Origin of the sequence: Streptomyces sp. 891-h, from assembly GCF_022760275.1 — a bacterium.
Taxonomy (GTDB): domain Bacteria; phylum Actinomycetota; class Actinomycetes; order Streptomycetales; family Streptomycetaceae; genus Streptomyces; species Streptomyces spirodelae.
The window spans coordinates 7,538,197-7,554,665 of the sequence record NZ_CP050693.1 but is presented as its reverse complement, the minus strand read 5'-3'; the positions used below and the strand labels follow the sequence as shown (position 1 = coordinate 7,554,665).

Sequence of the window (16,469 nt, the reverse complement as noted above, 5' to 3'; positions counted from 1 at the left end):
TCGGAGAACCGCCCCCGCACTCAGCTCTCGCTGCGCTCAGCCAGGCTGCGCGGGCGCATGTCCGTCCAGTGGCGCTCTATGTAGTCCAGGCAGGTGGCGCGGTCGGCCTCGGGATGGGCCACGGTCCAGCCCGCCGGCACGTCCGCCCAGGCGGGCCAGAGGGAGTGCTGGTTCTCGTCGTTCACGACCACCAGGTAGTGGGCGTCTTCGTCCTCGAACGGATTGGTCATCGCTCCTCGTTTCCTTTCCTCGGGCGACAGGGGTTCGCAAGGGAGGGGCCTCCCGGCTACTCAAGAAGGTCTTTCAGGGTGCGGCCGATCTCCGCCAGCGGGCCCGGGCGCGTCATGTGCTGGTGCTCGCACGCGATCGAGTGGACGGTCACGGTACCCGTCACGTAGGGCTGCCAGTGGGCAGCCGTGGGCGGGGGTGAGGTGCGGTTCTCGGTCGCCGCGAACAGGGTGATGTCCCCGTCGAAGGAGCGGCGTTCGAAACCGCTCGCCAGGCGGCTGTTGTTGCGGTAGACGGAGATGATCGAGGTGAGCCGGTGCTCCACCAGATCGGCCAGGGCGCTGTCGCCGCGGCGCAGGATCTCCACGGCCTCCGCTTTGGTGGGCACGCCCGCGGCGCGCAGTGCGCCGGTGTCATAGCCCGCGGACTCCAGGAGTGCGAGCAGGAAGGGGCCCTCCTCCAGTTCGCCCTCCTCGGGCGCCTGCGCGTCGGGCGGTGCCGTGTCCAGGAGAGCCACCAGGCCGACCTCATCGCCCTGTTCGCGCAGCCGGACGGCGGCTGCGTGGGCCACCAGGCCGCCGAGCGACCAGCCGAGCAGGTGGTAGGGCCCGGACGGCCGGAGCTCGCGGATCTGCGCGATGTAGTCGTCGGCCATCTCTCCGAGGCTTTGGGCCATCGGCTCCTCTTCGCCGATGCCGCGCGCCTGCAGCCCGTACACCGGCTGGTCGGGGCCGAGCAGGGCGAGCAGTCCCGTGTAGCACCAGCTGATGCCGCCCGCGGGGTGGAAGCAGAACAGCGGGGGGCGGCTGCCACGGCTGCGCAGCGGCAGCAGGACGTCGTAGGGCCCTTCGTCCTGGCCGCGGGTGAAGCGTTCGGCCAGGAGCTCGACGGTCGGCGCCTCGAAGAGGTCGCGCACGGTGGGCTCGGCACCGAGTGCGGACCTCATCCTGCTCACCGCCCGTACGGCGAGGAGGGAGTTGCCGCCGAGCGCGAAGAAGTCGTCGTCGACACCGACCCGTTCGAGCCCGAGTACGTCGGCGAAGACCGTGCACAGCAGCTCCTGACGCGGTGACACAGGAGGTCGGCCGGTGGTGAGCTCGGGGGCGGGGAGGGCGTTGCGGTCCAGCTTTCCGTTCGGGGTGAGGGGGAGCCGGTCGACGAGGACGACGACCGCGGGGACCAGGTATTCGGGCAGCAGCGCGACGAGATGGTCGCGGAGGGCCGCCGGGTCGGGGGCGGTGGCGGGTGCGGGCACCGCGTACCCGGTGAGGCGGCGGTCCCCGGGCCGGTCCTCGCGGACGACGACCGCCGCGTCGGCCACCTCGGGGTGGTCCGCGAGGGCGGCGGCGACCTCGGAGGTCTCGATGCGGTAGCCGCGTATCTTCACCTGCTCGTCGGTGCGCCCGACAAAGTGGAGCTGCCCGTCGGGGCGGCGCACCACAAGGTCGCCGGTGCGGTACATCCGGCCGCCGGGCGGGCCCGAGGGATCGGCCACGAAGCGTTCCGCTGTGGTGCCGGGAAGCCCCAGATAACCGCGGGCGAGGCCGGGCCCGGAGACGTACAACTCGCCCGGCACGCCGGGCGGTACGGGTCGCAGACACGCGTCGAGCACCTGGGTGCGGATTCCGTCGATGGGGCGTCCGATGGGGGCTTCGTGCGGGCTCAGCGGGCCGGTCATGGTGGCGCAGACCGTGGTCTCGGTCGGCCCATAGGCGTTCATCACCGTGCACTGTGGCCAGCGGCCGGCCACGTCCGCGGGCGCCGCCTCGCCCGCGGTGAGCAGGGTCAGGCCCGGCGGCAGAGCGTCGTCGTCCAGGGCGGAGAGGGCCGAGGGCGGGAGGGTGAGGTGGGTGATGCGGTGGCGGGACAGGGTGGCGGCGAGCGGGGGGCCGGGCAGCAGGGCTTCGCGGTCGGTCACGACGAGGGCCGCACCGCAGAGCAACGCCATGCAGATCTCCGAGAACGCCGCGTCGAAGCTTGCCGAGGCGAACATCAGGACCCGGCTGCCGGGGCCTGTGCCGAGCCGCCCGGACTGCCCGGCGGCCAGGCCCGCGACACCGCGGTGGGTGACGACCACGCCCTTGGGACGGCCGGTGGAGCCCGAGGTGTGGATCACGTAGGCAGGGTCGTCGGGGTGCGGAGGTGTGGGGCGTGCGTGGTTGTGCGGGTCGGGCGTGGCGGCGTCCGGTGCGGTGTCGGTGCGTACGACCGGGCCGTCGTAGGGCAGCGCCTTTCCGCCGGGGCCGTCCGTGACGACGCACACGGGCGCGGTGTCCTCCAGCACCAGGGCCAGGCGGGCGGCCGGGTAGTCCGGGTCCAGCGGTACGTACGCGGCGCCCGACTCGAGCACCGCGAGCAGCGCCACGACGAGGTCGGCCGAGCGGTGCAGCGCCACGCCGACCAGGCACTCGGGGCCGACCCCGTGGGAGGCGACCAGGCGGTCCGCCAAGGCGCGGACCCGTTCGTGAAGTCGGGCGTAGGTGATCTCCTCATCGTCGGTGACCAGGGCCACGGCGTCGGGGGTGCGCACAACCTGGCGGCGCAGCAGGTCGGGGAAGGGGACCGCCGGGTGGGGCGGCCCTCCGTCGCCCTGCACCTCGGCCGCCTCGTGTTCGCCGGGCAGCGACAGGTCGAGCGCGGCGACATGCAGTTCTGGCCGCGCCGCGAACTGTGCGAGCAGCAGTCGCAGCCGGGTTGCGAGCTGCCGGGCCTGGTGTGGTGCGACGGCCTCCGCACGGTGGTCCAGGCGCAGCCGCAGCCGCTCGCCGGGCTGGACCAGCAGGCCGAGCGGGTAGTGCGTGGCGTCGTGGCTGTCGACGCCGGTCAGCCGCAGGCCGGGCGCCAGGGCCCGCAGCGGCTCGCTGTCCAGCGGGTAGTTCTCGAAGACGACGATGGTGTCGAAGAGCTGCCCGAGTCCGGCGGCCTCCTGGATGTCGGTGAGGCCGATGTGGTGGTGGCTCATGAGCCGGGACTGCTGCTCCTGCAGCGCGGCGAGCAGCCCGTGCACCGGCAGCGCCGGGTCGATCCTGACCCGTACGGGCACCGTGTTGATGAACAGGCCCACCATCGACTCGACGCCTGGCATCTCGGGCGGGCGGCCGGAGACCACGGTGCCGAACACCACGTCGGACCGTCCGCTCAACTGCCCGATGAGGATCGCCCAGGCCCCCTGTACCAGGGTGTTGAGGGTGAGGCCGTAGCTGCGGGCGGTGCGCTGAAGAGCGTGGGTGAGCTCGGCGGGGAGTTCTGTCTCCACCTGGTGGACTTCGGCACCTTCCGTGCCCTGCGACGGCGGCGCGATCCGGGTCGGCTCGTCAAGGCCGGCCAGGGCCTCACGCCAGGCCCGGGCCGCAGCGGATGTGTCCTGGCGGGAGAGCCATTCGAGGAAGCTGCGGTACGGGGGCACGGGCGGCAGGGCGGGGGTGCCGTCGCCGTCGTGCGACAGCCCCTCGTACAGCTCGAAGAGTTCCCGCACCAGGATGGGGGCCGACCAGCCGTCGAGCAGCAGGTGGTGATGGGTCAGGGCGAGGGAGTGCCGGTCGGTTGCGTGGCGCAGCAGGGCGAGGCGGAGCAGTGGCGGACGGGCTGGATCGAATCGGCGGGTGCGCTCGTCGGCGAGCAGCCGCTCGGTCTCGGCCGGGTCTGCGGCGTCGTACTCGGTCCACGGCACCTCCACCGCGCCGACCACCTGGACGGGGACGGACAGCTCGCTGTGCAGGAACGCGGCACCGAGATGGGGGTGGCGGGTCAGCAGCGCCTGCGCGGCGGCGCGCAGACGGGGCGCCGACAGCGGGCCTTCCAGACCGAGGACCATCTGTACGGTGTAGACGTCGGGGCCCTCGGCGTCGTGCAGACTCTGAAAAAGCAGCCCGTCTTGGAGCGGTGCGAGCGGCAGCACCTCTTCCACCTGGGGAAACTGGGCCTCCACATGGTCGACCTCGTCCTGAGTCAGGGCGAGGAGCGGCCAGTCGGACGGAGTGTGTCCGCTGCCGGTGTGCGCGGCGAGCTCCCGCAGCCGCCGGTCCAACAGGTCCGCGAGGGCGCGCAGCCCGGTCTCCTCGAACAAACCGTCCGGGTAGCCGAAGGTGAGATGCAGCGCGGGGCCGTCCGCGCCGTCGTACGTCACTGCCGTGATGGTCAGCGGGTGGGACAGGGGCATGCCGGAGTCGGCGCCGCCGCCGAGCGCGGTGCCGCCGGGCAGGTCGCCGGCCGGGCTCCAGTCGCCGCCTGTGGCGGAGGCGCGCGGGAAGCGGCCGAGGTAGTTGAAGCAGACCTGTGGCCGGGGCAGGGCGGCGAGTTCCGGTCCCGTGTGCGGGTTGAGGTGGCGCAGCAGCCCGTACCCGGCGCCGTGGTCCGGCAGGGCGCGCAGCTGTTCCTTCACCCGGCCGAGGGCGCGGCCGGGGCCCGCCGTTCCCGGGTCGACGGCGACGGGGTAGAGGCTGGTGAACCAGCCGACGGTGCGGGTGACATCGGCGCCGGGCACCAGCTCCTCGCGCCCGTGTCCCTCGACGTCCACCAGGACGGGACCGGGCTGCCCGCGCCACTCGGCGAGGGCCTGGGACAGGCCGGTCAGCAGAACGTCCTGGGGGCCGGCCCGGTAGGCGGCGGGCAGTCGGGTCAGAACCGGACCCGCGACCGCGGGCGGCACCGTCAGGTGCAGGGTGCGCGCGGTCGCGACGGTGTCAACGGCCGGGTCGAGTGGCCGCCGTCCGAGTCGGGGGTCGGGGGCGGCGAGCATGGTGCGCCACAACGGCATCTCGGCAGTGCGGCCCGGGTCCTGGGCACGCTCCTGGAGCTGCAGCGCCCAGTGCCGGAAGGGGGTGGTGGCCGCCTGGAGCGCCCGCGGGCCGTCCTTCCATATGCGGGCGAGGTCCTCGCTGAGGATCCGCCAGGAGACCCCGTCGACGGCCAGGTGGTGGACGGCGAGCAGCAGGCGGCCGGGGGCGCCGGGTCCCGCGTCGAACCAGACGGCGCGCAGGACGCCGGGGGCGGCGGCAAGACGGCCGGCCATGGCGTCGGCTTCGACGGCGACGGCATCGCGGAGCGACGCGCGGTCGAGCCCGGTGACCGGGACGCGGGTCAACTCGGCGGTGGCGTCCGCGACCACGGTCACAGAGCCGTCGGTGGCGCGCCGCGCCCGCAGCATGGCGTGATGGCCCATCAGGCTCTGCAGCGTGGCCGCGAGCCGCTCCTGGGTCGCGTCGGCCGGAGCGTGCAGGAGCAGTGCTTGGTGGTAGCCCGCGTGGGGGCCACCGCGCTCCCCCAGTGTCCGCATGATCGGGGTCGCGGGGATCGCGCCGCCGGCGGCGGCCACCGCCGCCACCGGGGCGGCCGTCTCCTCTGCGGCTCGCGCGGCCACGACCGCGGCGAGTCGGGCGACGGAGCGGTGCAGGAAGATGTCGCGCGGGGTGAGGACGAGGCCGAGCGCCCGGGCCCGACCGACGGCCTGGATGGAGGAGATGCTGTCTCCTCCCAGGTCGAAGAAGCCGTCGTCGGCTCCTACCTGGTCCAGGCCGAGAACGTCGGCGAACACACCCGCCAGTTGTTCCTCGACCGGTCCCCGGGGGGCACGGCCCCCGCGGGCCCGCTCCGGCGTGGGGGCGGGAAGGGCACGCCGGTCCAGCTTGCCGTTGACGGTCAGCGGCAGCCGGTCGACGAGGACGACGGCGGCGGGCACCAGGTGGGCGGGCAGGCGCTCGGTGAGACGGTGGCGCAGCTCGGCGCCGTCGGGGGAAGCAGCGCAGGTGGACGCGGCCGGCACCGCGTACCCGATGAGTCGCCGGTCCCCCGGCCGGTCCTCGCGCACGACCACCGCCGCGTCGGCGACCTGGTCGAGTGCGCGCAGCGCGGCTGCGGTCTCCTCCGGCTCGATGCGGTAGCCGCGAATCTTCACCTGGTCGTCGGTGCGGCCCAGGTGCTCCAGGTTCCCGTCGGGCCGCAGCCGCACCAAGTCGCCGGTGCGGTACATGCGGCAGCCCGCAGGACCGAAGGGGTCGGCGACGAACCGCTCAGCGGTCATTCCGGGTCGGCCCAGATAGCCACGGGCCACCCCCGCCCCGGCGACGTACAGCTCGCCCGGCACGCCGGGCGGCACCGGACTCAGCCGGTGGTCGAGTATCCGCAGCCGCGTGTTCCAGGCCGGGCGGCCGATCGGCACGGTGGCTCCGGCGGGGTCACCGTCGGCCCAGCAGGCGCGGGTCACACCGACCGTGGTCTCGGTCGGCCCGTACAGGTTGATCAGCCGGACGCCCCAGCGGCGTACGAGCTCACGCGCGAGGTCGACCGGCAGGGTCTCGCCGCCCGAGCAGACGAGCCGTAGCGGGGGCATGGGCTCGGGACCTGCGGCGCCGAGCATCGAGGGCACGAAGTGGGCTGCGGTCACACGGTGTTCGGCGATGGTGGCGCGCAGCCGCTCGGGGTCGCGCGGCACCTCGGAGTCCACCACATGGACACGGGCGCCGATCGTGAGCGGCAGCCACAGCTCGAAGGCGGCGGCATCGAAGGCGACCGAGGTGAGGGCGAGCACGGTGTCCTCGGGCGTGAGCCCGGACTCCGCACCCTGCCAGCGGAGATGACCCGCGAACCCGCCGCGGGTGACGACGACGCCCTTGGGCGTGCCGGTCGAGCCCGAGGTGTGGATGACGTACGCCGGCTGGTCCTCGTCCGCCCCGGAGGCGGGTGCGGCGATCGTCTCGCTGTCGTCCGGGTACACGACGGGCAGGTTCGGGGTGTGTGGCATGCCGGGCGCGGTGATCACGCAGACGGGACCGGTCGCGGCGAGCGTCGACTCCAGGCGAGCCGCAGGATGTTCGGGGTCCAGGGGTACGTACGCGGCACCCGACTTGAGCACGGCGAGGAGCGCCACGAGCAGCTCGGGCCCGCGTGGCAGCAGGACGGCGACATGTCGCTCGGGGGCGGCACCCAGCGCGGTGAGCCGATGCGCGAGGTGATTGGCCCGGCCGACGAGGGCGGCATAGGACAAGGTGAGGTCACCTCCGGGCCGGGCGGGGTCCTGGCCGGTGACGGCGGTGCGGTCCGGGTGTGCGGCAGCCATCGTGCCGATGGCGGTCACCACGTCGGGCGCCGGCTCCTGTGCGGGGCCGGTGAGTTCGCCGGTGAGGCGGGCCCGTTCCGCGTCGAGCGTCACATCGAGGTCGTCCACCGGACGGTCGGGGTCAGCGGCGACTGCGGTGAGCAGCCGTACGAGCCGCTCGGCCAGCGCCGCCACCGTGGTGTGGTCGAAGAGGTCCTGCCGGTACTCCACCAGGCCGCTGAGCCCGTCCCCGCTCGGACGAAGACCCACCGTCAGGTCGAACTTGGTGGTGGGCAGCGCTCCGGGCTCCGCCGTCACCGCGAGCCCGTCGAGCGCGGGCACCGCCAGCTCGTCGTGCTCGAATGCCAGCATCACCTGGAAGAGCGGGTGCCGGGCGAGTGAGCGCTCGGGGTTGACCAGTTCCACGACCCGCTCGAAGGGCAGGTCCTGGTGGGCGTACGCGGCCAGGTCGGTGGCGCGTACCCGCTGCAGCAGCTCACGGAAGGCGGGACTGCCGCTGGTGTCGGTGCGCAGGACTAGGGTGTTGACGAACAGGCCGACCAGGTCGTCCAGCGCGTCGTCGCCGCGGCCGCTGACCGGCGTGCCGATCGGGATGTCGGTGCCTGCTCCGAGCCGGGTGAGCAGTGCCGCGAGCGCCGCGTGCACCACCATGAACACGCTGGCCCCCGAGGCGGCCGCCAGCGTACGCAGCTCGGTGAGCAGACCCCGCGGGACGGTGAACTCGACGGCGCCCGAGCGGTGGTCGGTGACCGCGCCGCGGGGCCGGTCGAAGGGCAGGGACAGCTCGTCGGGCAGGCCGCGCAGCGTTCGCCCCCAGAACGCGGTCTGCGTGCTGAACACCTCGCCGGGCGCGCCCGCGTCATCCATCAGTGCGCGCTGCCACAGCGCGTAGTCGGCGTACTGCACGGGGAGTGCGGCGTAGTCGGGTGCCCTGCCCGCGCGCCGTGCACGGTAGGCGAGCGCGAGATCGTCGCACAGCGGCCGCATCGACCAGCCGTCGGCGGCCACGTGGTGCAGGAGCAGCAGCAGGACATGCTCCTGAGGCGCGATACGCAACAGCCGTACACGCAGCGGCGGTTCGGCTGTCGGGTCGAGCGGGGTGGCGATGACCCCGGCGAGTAGGCGAGTCACCTCCTCCTGCCGCACATCCTGCGCCACGAGGTCGAAGCCGAGCTCTTCGAGGATGTTCTGGTAGGCGCTCTCCTCGCCGGGCCTGCTGCCGCTGCCGTCGGCGTCCGAGGCGAGGACCGTGCGCAGCACCTCGTGCCGCCCCGTCACGTCCCCCAGGGCCGCGCCGAGTGCCGCGACATCGAGTGGCCCGCTCAACCTCAGGATCAGGGGGATGTGGTAGGTAGCCGACGGCCCTTCGAGGCCGGCGAGGAACCAGAGCCTGCGCTGCGCGAACGACAGCGGCAGCCGATCGGGCCGTGGCCGGGCGCGCAGCGCCGGGCGCTGGGCCCGCGCACCGCCCTCCACTCCGGCCGCGAGCCCGGCCACGGTCGGCGTCTCGAAGACCTCGCGGACGGGGAGCTCGACGCCCAGGGTGCGGCGGACGCGGTTGGCGAGCCGTGTCGCGGACAGCGAATGTCCGCCCAGGTCGAAGAAGCCGTCGTCGACACCGACCGCGGGAACATCGAGCACCTCGGCGAACAGGTCGCACAGGATCTCCTCGGCGGGGGTACGCGGCAACCGCCGCCCCTCGCGGCCCGCCCCGTCACCGCCGGGCCGCGGCAGCGCCGCCCGGTCCAGCTTGCCGTTGACGGTCAGCGGCAACCGCTCGACCAGTACCAAGGCGGCCGGTACCTGGTGCGCCGGCAGCAGGGTGGCCGCGTGCCCGCGCAGTTCGGCCGGGGTGGGGCGGGCGGCCGGTGCGGGCACCACGTACCCGACCAGGCGACGGTCGCCCGGCCGGTCCTCGCGGACGATCACCGCGGCGTCGGCCACAGCGGGGTGGCGGCACAGTGCGGCCGTGATCTCGGCGGGTTCGATGCGGTAGCCGCGGATCTTGACCTGGTCGTCGGTGCGGCCCAGGTACTCCAGCGACCCGTCGCGCAGGCACCGGGCCCGGTCACCCGTGCGGTACATGCGGCTGCCCGCAGCCCCGAAGGGGTCGGCGACGAAGCGTTCCGCGGTCAGCCCCGGACGGCCCAGATAGCCACGGGCGAGGCCCGCGCCGGCGACGTACATCTCGCCGGGCACTCCGGGCGGCACCGGCCGCAGCCGCTCGTCCAGGACGTACACCCGCAGGTCGGACAGGGGAACGCCGATTCGGCTGCGGCCGGCGGACGAGAAGGCCGTGTCCGGGTCCAGGGCGAGCCGGGTGACGTGCACGGTGGTCTCGGTGATGCCGTACATGTTCACCAGGAGCGGGCCGTCAGGGTGCCGCTCGTACCAGGGGGCGAGTCGGCCCGGTTCGAGGGCCTCGCCGCCGAACACCACCAGCCGCAGGCAGAGTTCACCGCCGTCTGTGGCGACCGCGTCGGCGGCGTCGAGCTCGGCGAAGGCCGAGGGGGTCTGGTTGAGGACGGTCACCCGCTCGCGCACGAGCAGTCGGCGGAAGTCGTCGGGGGTTCGCGCCGTGTGCGGCGGCACGACGACGAGCCGCCCGCCGTGCAGCAGCGGGCCCCACAGCTCCCACACCGAGAAGTCGAAGGCCGGGGAGTGGAACAGCGTCCACACATCCTCGGGCCCGAAGCCGAAGGCGCGGGTGGCGTCGAAGAGACGTACCGCGTTGTGGTGTGCGACGAGCACTCCCTTGGGCCTTCCGGTGGAGCCCGAGGTGTAGATGACGTAGGCGGGGTGCGTGGGCCGCAGCGGCGCTGCCCGCTCGGCGTCCGTCGGGTCGTGGTCCGGCAGGGCGGCAAGCGCGGCCCGCGTGCCGGGGTCGCTCAGGTCGAGGACGTCGGGAAGACCACCGCCGGGCGGACGTCCGTCGGGCTCGTCCCTGCCTGGCAGGCCGGTCGGATCCAGCGTCATGACGAGCCGCGGGCGGGCGTCCTCGAGTGTCGAAGCCAGCCGTGCCTGCGGGTGGGCGAGGTCCAGCGGGAGGTAGGCGGCGCCCGCTTTGAGCACCGCGAGCAGCGCCACGATCTGGGTGGCCGAGCGCGGCAGAGCCAGGGCGACCAGCTCCTCGGGGCCCGCACCGAGCGCGATCAGGTGATGGGCGAGCCGGTTGGCGCGGGCGTTGAGCTCGGCGTAGGTCAGTTGCGCGCCGGCCTCGCCGTCACCGTCGGTGACGGCGATCCGTTCCGGGGTGCGGGCGGCCTGGCGGGCGAACAGGTCGGCGAGGGTGGTGGTGGGCGGCTCCGGTTCCAGGGAGGTACCGAGGAGTTCGGCCTCTTCGCCCGGGGCGAGAAGGGTGAGGGCGCTCAGCCTGGCGTCGGGATGGGCGGCGGCGTCCGCGAGCAGCCGGATGAGACGCTCGCCGAGCGTGCGGACGGTCTGCGCGTCGAACAGCGCGGTCCGGTACTCCAGGCGTAGTTCGAGCCCCTGCGGCGCACCGCCGACGCCCCGGCGGTGCTCGGCCTCGACGGTGAGGTCGAACTTGGCGTGCCCGGTCTCGACAGGCACCTGTTCGACTGTGACCGGGCCGAGCCGAAGGGCCTGGTCGCCCGGCGTGTTCTGGAGCACCAGCATGATCTGGAACAGCGGGTTGCGGCTGGCCGAGCGCGCCGGGCGCACCGCCTCGACGACCCGCTCGAAGGGCACGTCCTGATGGGCGTATGCGGCCAGGTCGAAGGCGCGTACCCGCTCCAGGAGCGTACGGAAGGACGGGTCGCCACCCGTGTCCGCGCGCAGCACGAGCGTGTTGACGAAGAACCCGACCAAGGAGTCCAGGGCCTCGTCCTGGCGCCCCGCCACGGCGGTGCCGAGCGGAATGTCGGTGCCCGCGCCGAGCCGGGTGAGCAGCGCGGCCAGACCGGCGTGCAGCACCATGAACAGGCTGCTGCCGGACTTCCGGGCCAACTCCTCCAGCGCGGCGAGCGGCTCGGGCTCCAGGTACAACTCGACCCGTTCGCCTCGGTGGTCGGCGCTCTCGGACTCCGTTCGGTCGAGCGGGAGTTCCAGATGGTCGGGGAGGTCCTTCAGCACTTGGCGCCAGTGGTCGAGTCCTTGTCCGGGGCCTGGCTCCGCGCTCTCCTGCTCCCGCTGCCACACGGCGTAGTCGGCGTACTGCACCGGGAGTTCGGGCCAGTCGGGAGCGGCCCCGCCCAGCCGTGCCGCGTACGCCGTGGCCAGGTCGTCGGCGAGCCGGGTCCACGACCAGGCGTCGGCGGCGACGTGGTGCAGGACCAGGGCGAGCAGGTGCGTACCAGGGTCCTCGGGCGTCCGCAGCAGCCGAACGCGCAGCGGCGGTTCGGTTGCGAGGTCGAAGGGCGTGCGGGCGGCTTCGCGCAGCCACCGCTCAGCATCGGCTCCCTCCGACACCGACAGGCGCACGGCGTCGGGGTCCAGGACCCGCTGGTACGGCGTGCCGTCCGCGGCCTCGGGGAGCACGGTGCGCAGGCTCTCGTGCCGGGTCACCACGTCGGTGAGCGCCGCTCGCAGCGCTTCGACGTCCAGGGCGCCGCGAAGGCGGAAGGCGAGCGGCACGTGGTAGGCGGACGCGGCCTCGCCGTCGAGCCGGTACAGGAACCAGAGCCGGTGCTGTGCGGACGAGACCGGGACGCGCTCGGGCCGCGGCCGGGCGACGAGGGCGGGAGCGGTGCGGGTGGTCTGCTCCGACGTGGCGATCAGGGCGGCGAGATCCGCAGGGGTGCGGTGGTCGAAGACCGCGCTCAGCGGCAGCTCGACGCCCGAGGCGCGGCGCAGCCGGGCGACCAGGCGCGGAGCGAGCAGCGAGTGACCGCCGCAGGCGAAGAAGTCCGCGTCGGCGGCGACGTGGCGTACACCCAGCACGTCGGCGAAGGCCGCGCACACGGACCGCTCGCCGTCGGTGGCCGGCGCGCGCCCCTGAACGTCGTCGTGCACGGGCGCGGGCAGCGCCCGCCGGTCCACCTTGCCCGCCGGGGTCAGCGGCAGGGCGTCCAGGACAACGACAGCGGACGGCACCATGTGCGGCGGCAGGACCTCTCCGAGGCGGGAGCGCAACGCCGCGGGCAGGGTCCGGACGGCGCGAGCCCGGGCCGGGTCGTTGGTGAGCGCGGCCCCATGTGCCGGGCTCTCCACCACGTCGCCGGCCGACGGCCCGGTGTCGGACTCCGAGCCGGGCCGTACGACCAGCTCGAACAGGTCGTCGCCGTCCGGCGACCAGGTGCACACCGCCCGTACCCCTGCTCGTGCCGCCCACGTCTCGACCTCGTGCGGGTCGATGGCCCCGGGACGTGTTCGCCGCAGTGCCTCGCGCAGCTCGGCCATGGGCCGGCCCTCGGCGAGCCGACGGGCGGCCGAAACCTCCCCGGTCAGACGCGCGTTGGGGATGCCGGTGACACGTACGGGGGCCAGGGGTACCAGTTCGTCGAGGCGGCCCACCTCCCTGCCCCAGGCCAGGACGGGCAGTTCCGCGCCGGCCCGTGCCGCCACCGGCGACTTGTGCAGGACGACGTCATAGCGGTGCCGGGTGAGCTCGTTGTGGTGCGCGCCCGGCTTCAGGCGCACCTCCGCAGCGGCCGCGCCCGGCACAGTGGCGAAGTACTCTGGGGCGACGAGGAGTTCGGTCTCCTTGGCCACTGCCTGTTCCACCGCGAGCCGCAGCTGCCGCGGATCGGCCTCACCGCTCCCCCGGCCGAGTTCGACGGCGGTGCGCAGTGCCCCGAGCAGCCCGAGGTGCCGTACATCTCCAACGAAGACCCTCCCGCCGGGGGCGAGCAGCCCAAGGGCTGCCTTCAGGACCTCGGTGAGATAGTCCGCGTCCGGGAAGTACTGGATCACGGAGTTGAGTACGACCGTGTCGAAGTGTCCGGCGGGGAGTCCCTCGGTCACATGGGCGGGGCGGGTGAACAGCCTTACTCTCCCTACCAGTTCCGGGTCGGCCTCCGTGCGCCGCCGCAACGCCTCGACGGCCGCACCCGACACATCTGTGGCCCAGTACTCCTCGCACGCAGGCGCGACTTCGCTGAGGACGAGCCCCGTCCCGGCGCCGATCTCCAGGACGCGGCGCGGCCGCAGCGCACGGACCCGGGCCACGGTGTGGTGCTGCCAGTCACGCATCTGCTCGCCGGGGATCGGGCGGCCGTCGTAGGTGCTGGTCCAGCCCGCGAGTTCGGAGTCCGCCGCCGTATACACCGTGTCGGACAGCCGCTGCCATTCGGCGACCTGGGCCTCCCGGTCACGCCGCGCGGGCCTGGGCACGACATAGCCGACGAGACCGTCCCGGTGGACGGCTACGGCGGCCTGGGCCACGTCGTCGTGCGCGGCCATCGCCGCCTCGATCTCGCCCGGCTCCACCCGGTAGCCGCGTACCTTGACCTGGTCGTCGACCCGCCCGACGAACTCCAGTTCGCCATGGCGGTGCACCCGGACCCGGTCTCCGGTGCGGTACATCCGGCTGCCCGCGGGCCCGAACGGGTCGGCTACGAAGCGTTCTGCCGTCAGCCCGGGCCGGCCCAGATAGCCACGGGCAAGGCCGGCTCCGGAGACGTACAACTCCCCGGTGGAACCCGGCTCGACCGGCAGCAGGTCCGCATCGAGCACGTACACGTCCGTGTCGAGGACGGCACGGCCGAGCGGCGGCGTTCCCGTACCGCGCAGCGGACCGTGGAGGGTTGCGCACACCGTGGTCTCGCTCGGACCGTACCCGTTGAACATCCGTACCCGGGCCGCCCACCGGGCCGCGAGGGCGGGCGCGCAGGCCTCACCGGCGGTGATCAGGACGGTCTCGGGCCCCAGCGCGTCGTCGGGCAGGACGGCGAGCGCCGTCGGCGGCAGCGTCAGATGGGTGATCCCGAACTCCGCGACAGTGGCGGCCAGCGGAGCGCCGGGCCGCAGGGCGTCCTCGTCCGCGACGACGAGCGTGCCCCCGGTGAGCAGCGCTTGGCACAGCTCGGAGAACGCGGCGTCGAAGCTGGGTGAGGCGAACTGCAGCACCCGGGAGCCGACGCCCAGACCCAGGGCCCGCCGATAGGTCTCGGCCAGGGCGGCGACACCGGTATGGGTTACTTCGACACCCTTGGGCCTGCCGGTGGAGCCAGAGGTGTAGATGACGTACGCCGTGGTGCGCGGATCGGCAGGGCCGCCGGCGGCGCGTTCCTGGACGGTGTCGTGCGGGGCTACGGCATCCTCGTCCGTGGCGTTGTGCGGGGACAGAAAGGGCCCGTCGTACGCCACACCGGGCAGGTCCCCACCGTCCTCGGTGATCACGCATACCGGTCGGGCGTCGTCGACCATCAGGCGCAGCCGCTCGACGGGGTAGCTCAGGTCGAGGGCGAGGTAGGCCGCGCCCGCCAGTTCGACCGCTACCAGGGCCACCACGAGGTCGGGCGAGCGCGGCAGCGCCACCGCGACCAGCGTTCCCGGACCCGCTCCTGTCACGGCAAGCCGACCCGCGAGACGGTCGGCGCGTGCTGCCAGCTCGGTGTAGGAGAGAGAACCTGCACGCGAGCGCACTGCCTCGGCGTCCGGCGTCTTGGTCACCTGGCGGTGGAAGAGAGCGGCAAACGTGCCGGCGTCGACCGTGGGCACACAACCTCCAAGGGACCGTACGAGTGAGGACAGGGCAGGAAGGCGGAGAAGATGGTCCCCCGGGACGGTCACTGCGCTCCTGGGGGTGTCGGGATGTGCGGGACTCTGGCGTCACCAGGCGATGGGCAGTTCGTCCAGGCCGTAGATGTAGTGCTCGTCACGGAAGGAGAGTTCGGCCACCTCGGCGCGCAGCCGGAGCGCGGGAAGGCGCTCGGCGATCCTCCGCAATGCGATCTCCAGTTCGAGCCGGGCCAGGGGCTCGCCGAGACAGCGGTGCGCCCCGTAGCCGAAGGCGAGATTGGCGCGGGGCTCGCGATCGGGGTCGAACGTGTCGGGGTCCTCGAAGACGTCCGGGTCCCGGTCAGCGGCGGCGACTGCGACGATGACGCCCTGTCCCGCGCGGATCGTCCGCCCGTGCACCTCGACATCCTCGACGGCCGCGCGATACAGACCCAGGTGCCCGACCGTCCAGATGCGGAGGAGCTCATCCACCGCAGGGGCGGCGAACTGTGTGTTCTTCGCCAGCCGTTCGAGGAGTTCGGGCTGTTGGGTCAGCGTGACCAGCGAGAGGGAAAGCATGTGGGTGGTGGTCTCGTAACCGGCGATGAGGAGGGCCATCGCGGTCGCGTTGAGCTGCTCGTCGTCGAGGCGCCCGGTGGCGACCTGCTCCTCGATGAGCCGGCTGAGCAGATCGTCGCCGGGGTGCGCGCGCTTCTCGGCGACGACGTCGCCCAGGTAGGCGGCGAACTCGCTCGCAGCGCTTACGCGTTCCTCCGGCTCCCGCTCAGGGTCCATGGCAGTAGCGCTCTTCTCCTGGAAGACGTCGGCGCCGGCGTGATCGACACCGAGGAGTTCGCAGATCACGCGGGACGGCAGCGGCCGCGCGAACACCTCGACGAAGTCGGCCTCCCGGCCCTGCGCCGTCATCCGGTCGATCAGCTCATCGACAATGGCCTCGACTCGGGGCCGCATGGCCTCCGTACGACGCGCGCTGAACGCCGGTATCAGCATGCGCCGGTAGCGCCCGTGCTCGGGCTCGTCCATCGTGATGAACGCGCGGGCGCGGCGCTTGGCGGGGTCGGGCGCCGGGCGCGGAGCGGTGGAGCCGGTGGGGAAGCCCTCGCGCGCGGGGTCGGTACTGAAGCGCGGATCGCGCAGCACCTGCTGAGCAGCGTCATACGAGGTGACAAGCCACAGCGGCTGCTCTCTGTACCGAACCCGTGCGACGGGCTCCTCGGACCTCAACTGTCCGTAGCGGGCCGGTGGATGAAGAGGGCATTCCCGGGCCGCCGGGTAGGTCAGAAGGCCGGAATCCTCCTCAGCAGCCGAACCTACCGGTCTGCCGGACTCCTTGGGTCGCTGCCGGGAGGCTGTCATCACATGTCCTTTGAGCGAGGCGTCCGATCGAGGGCGCATCTGGCGCCTCTGAGCGCCATCTGCCTTGCGTAAGCGGACAGTTGAGGGGTGAACGGAAAATCGCGAGAACTATAAACACGCCTTTGACGGAGCAGCAATGGCTATCCCCTTGGACAACAGCGGGGGCCAGGCCCCCCGCGCCTGGATACAC

General features: G+C 73.1%; 3 protein-coding genes. All 3 read right to left on the bottom strand.

The window, feature by feature from the left end:
- Positions 1-20: 20 nt before the first annotated feature.
- The 3 genes from HC362_RS33490 to HC362_RS33480 all read right to left on the bottom strand — a co-directional run bounded on the left by HC362_RS33490 (position 21) and on the right by HC362_RS33480 (position 16,063).
- Positions 21-230 (bottom strand): MbtH family protein, encoded by a 210-nt coding sequence (locus HC362_RS33490; protein WP_243088095.1) that lies wholly within the window; start codon positions 228-230, stop codon positions 21-23.
- A 56-nt stretch (positions 231-286) separates the two neighbouring features.
- The gene (locus tag HC362_RS33485) at positions 287-14,902 is read right to left on the bottom strand and encodes a non-ribosomal peptide synthetase (RefSeq protein WP_243088094.1); all 14,616 of its coding nucleotides are present in this window, start codon (positions 14,900-14,902) and stop codon (positions 287-289) included.
- A 111-nt stretch (positions 14,903-15,013) separates the two neighbouring features.
- Positions 15,014-16,063, bottom strand: coding sequence for a cytochrome P450 (locus tag HC362_RS33480; protein ID WP_243088093.1), 1,050 nt, complete (start codon positions 16,061-16,063; stop codon positions 15,014-15,016).
- Positions 16,064-16,469 lie beyond the last annotated feature (406 nt).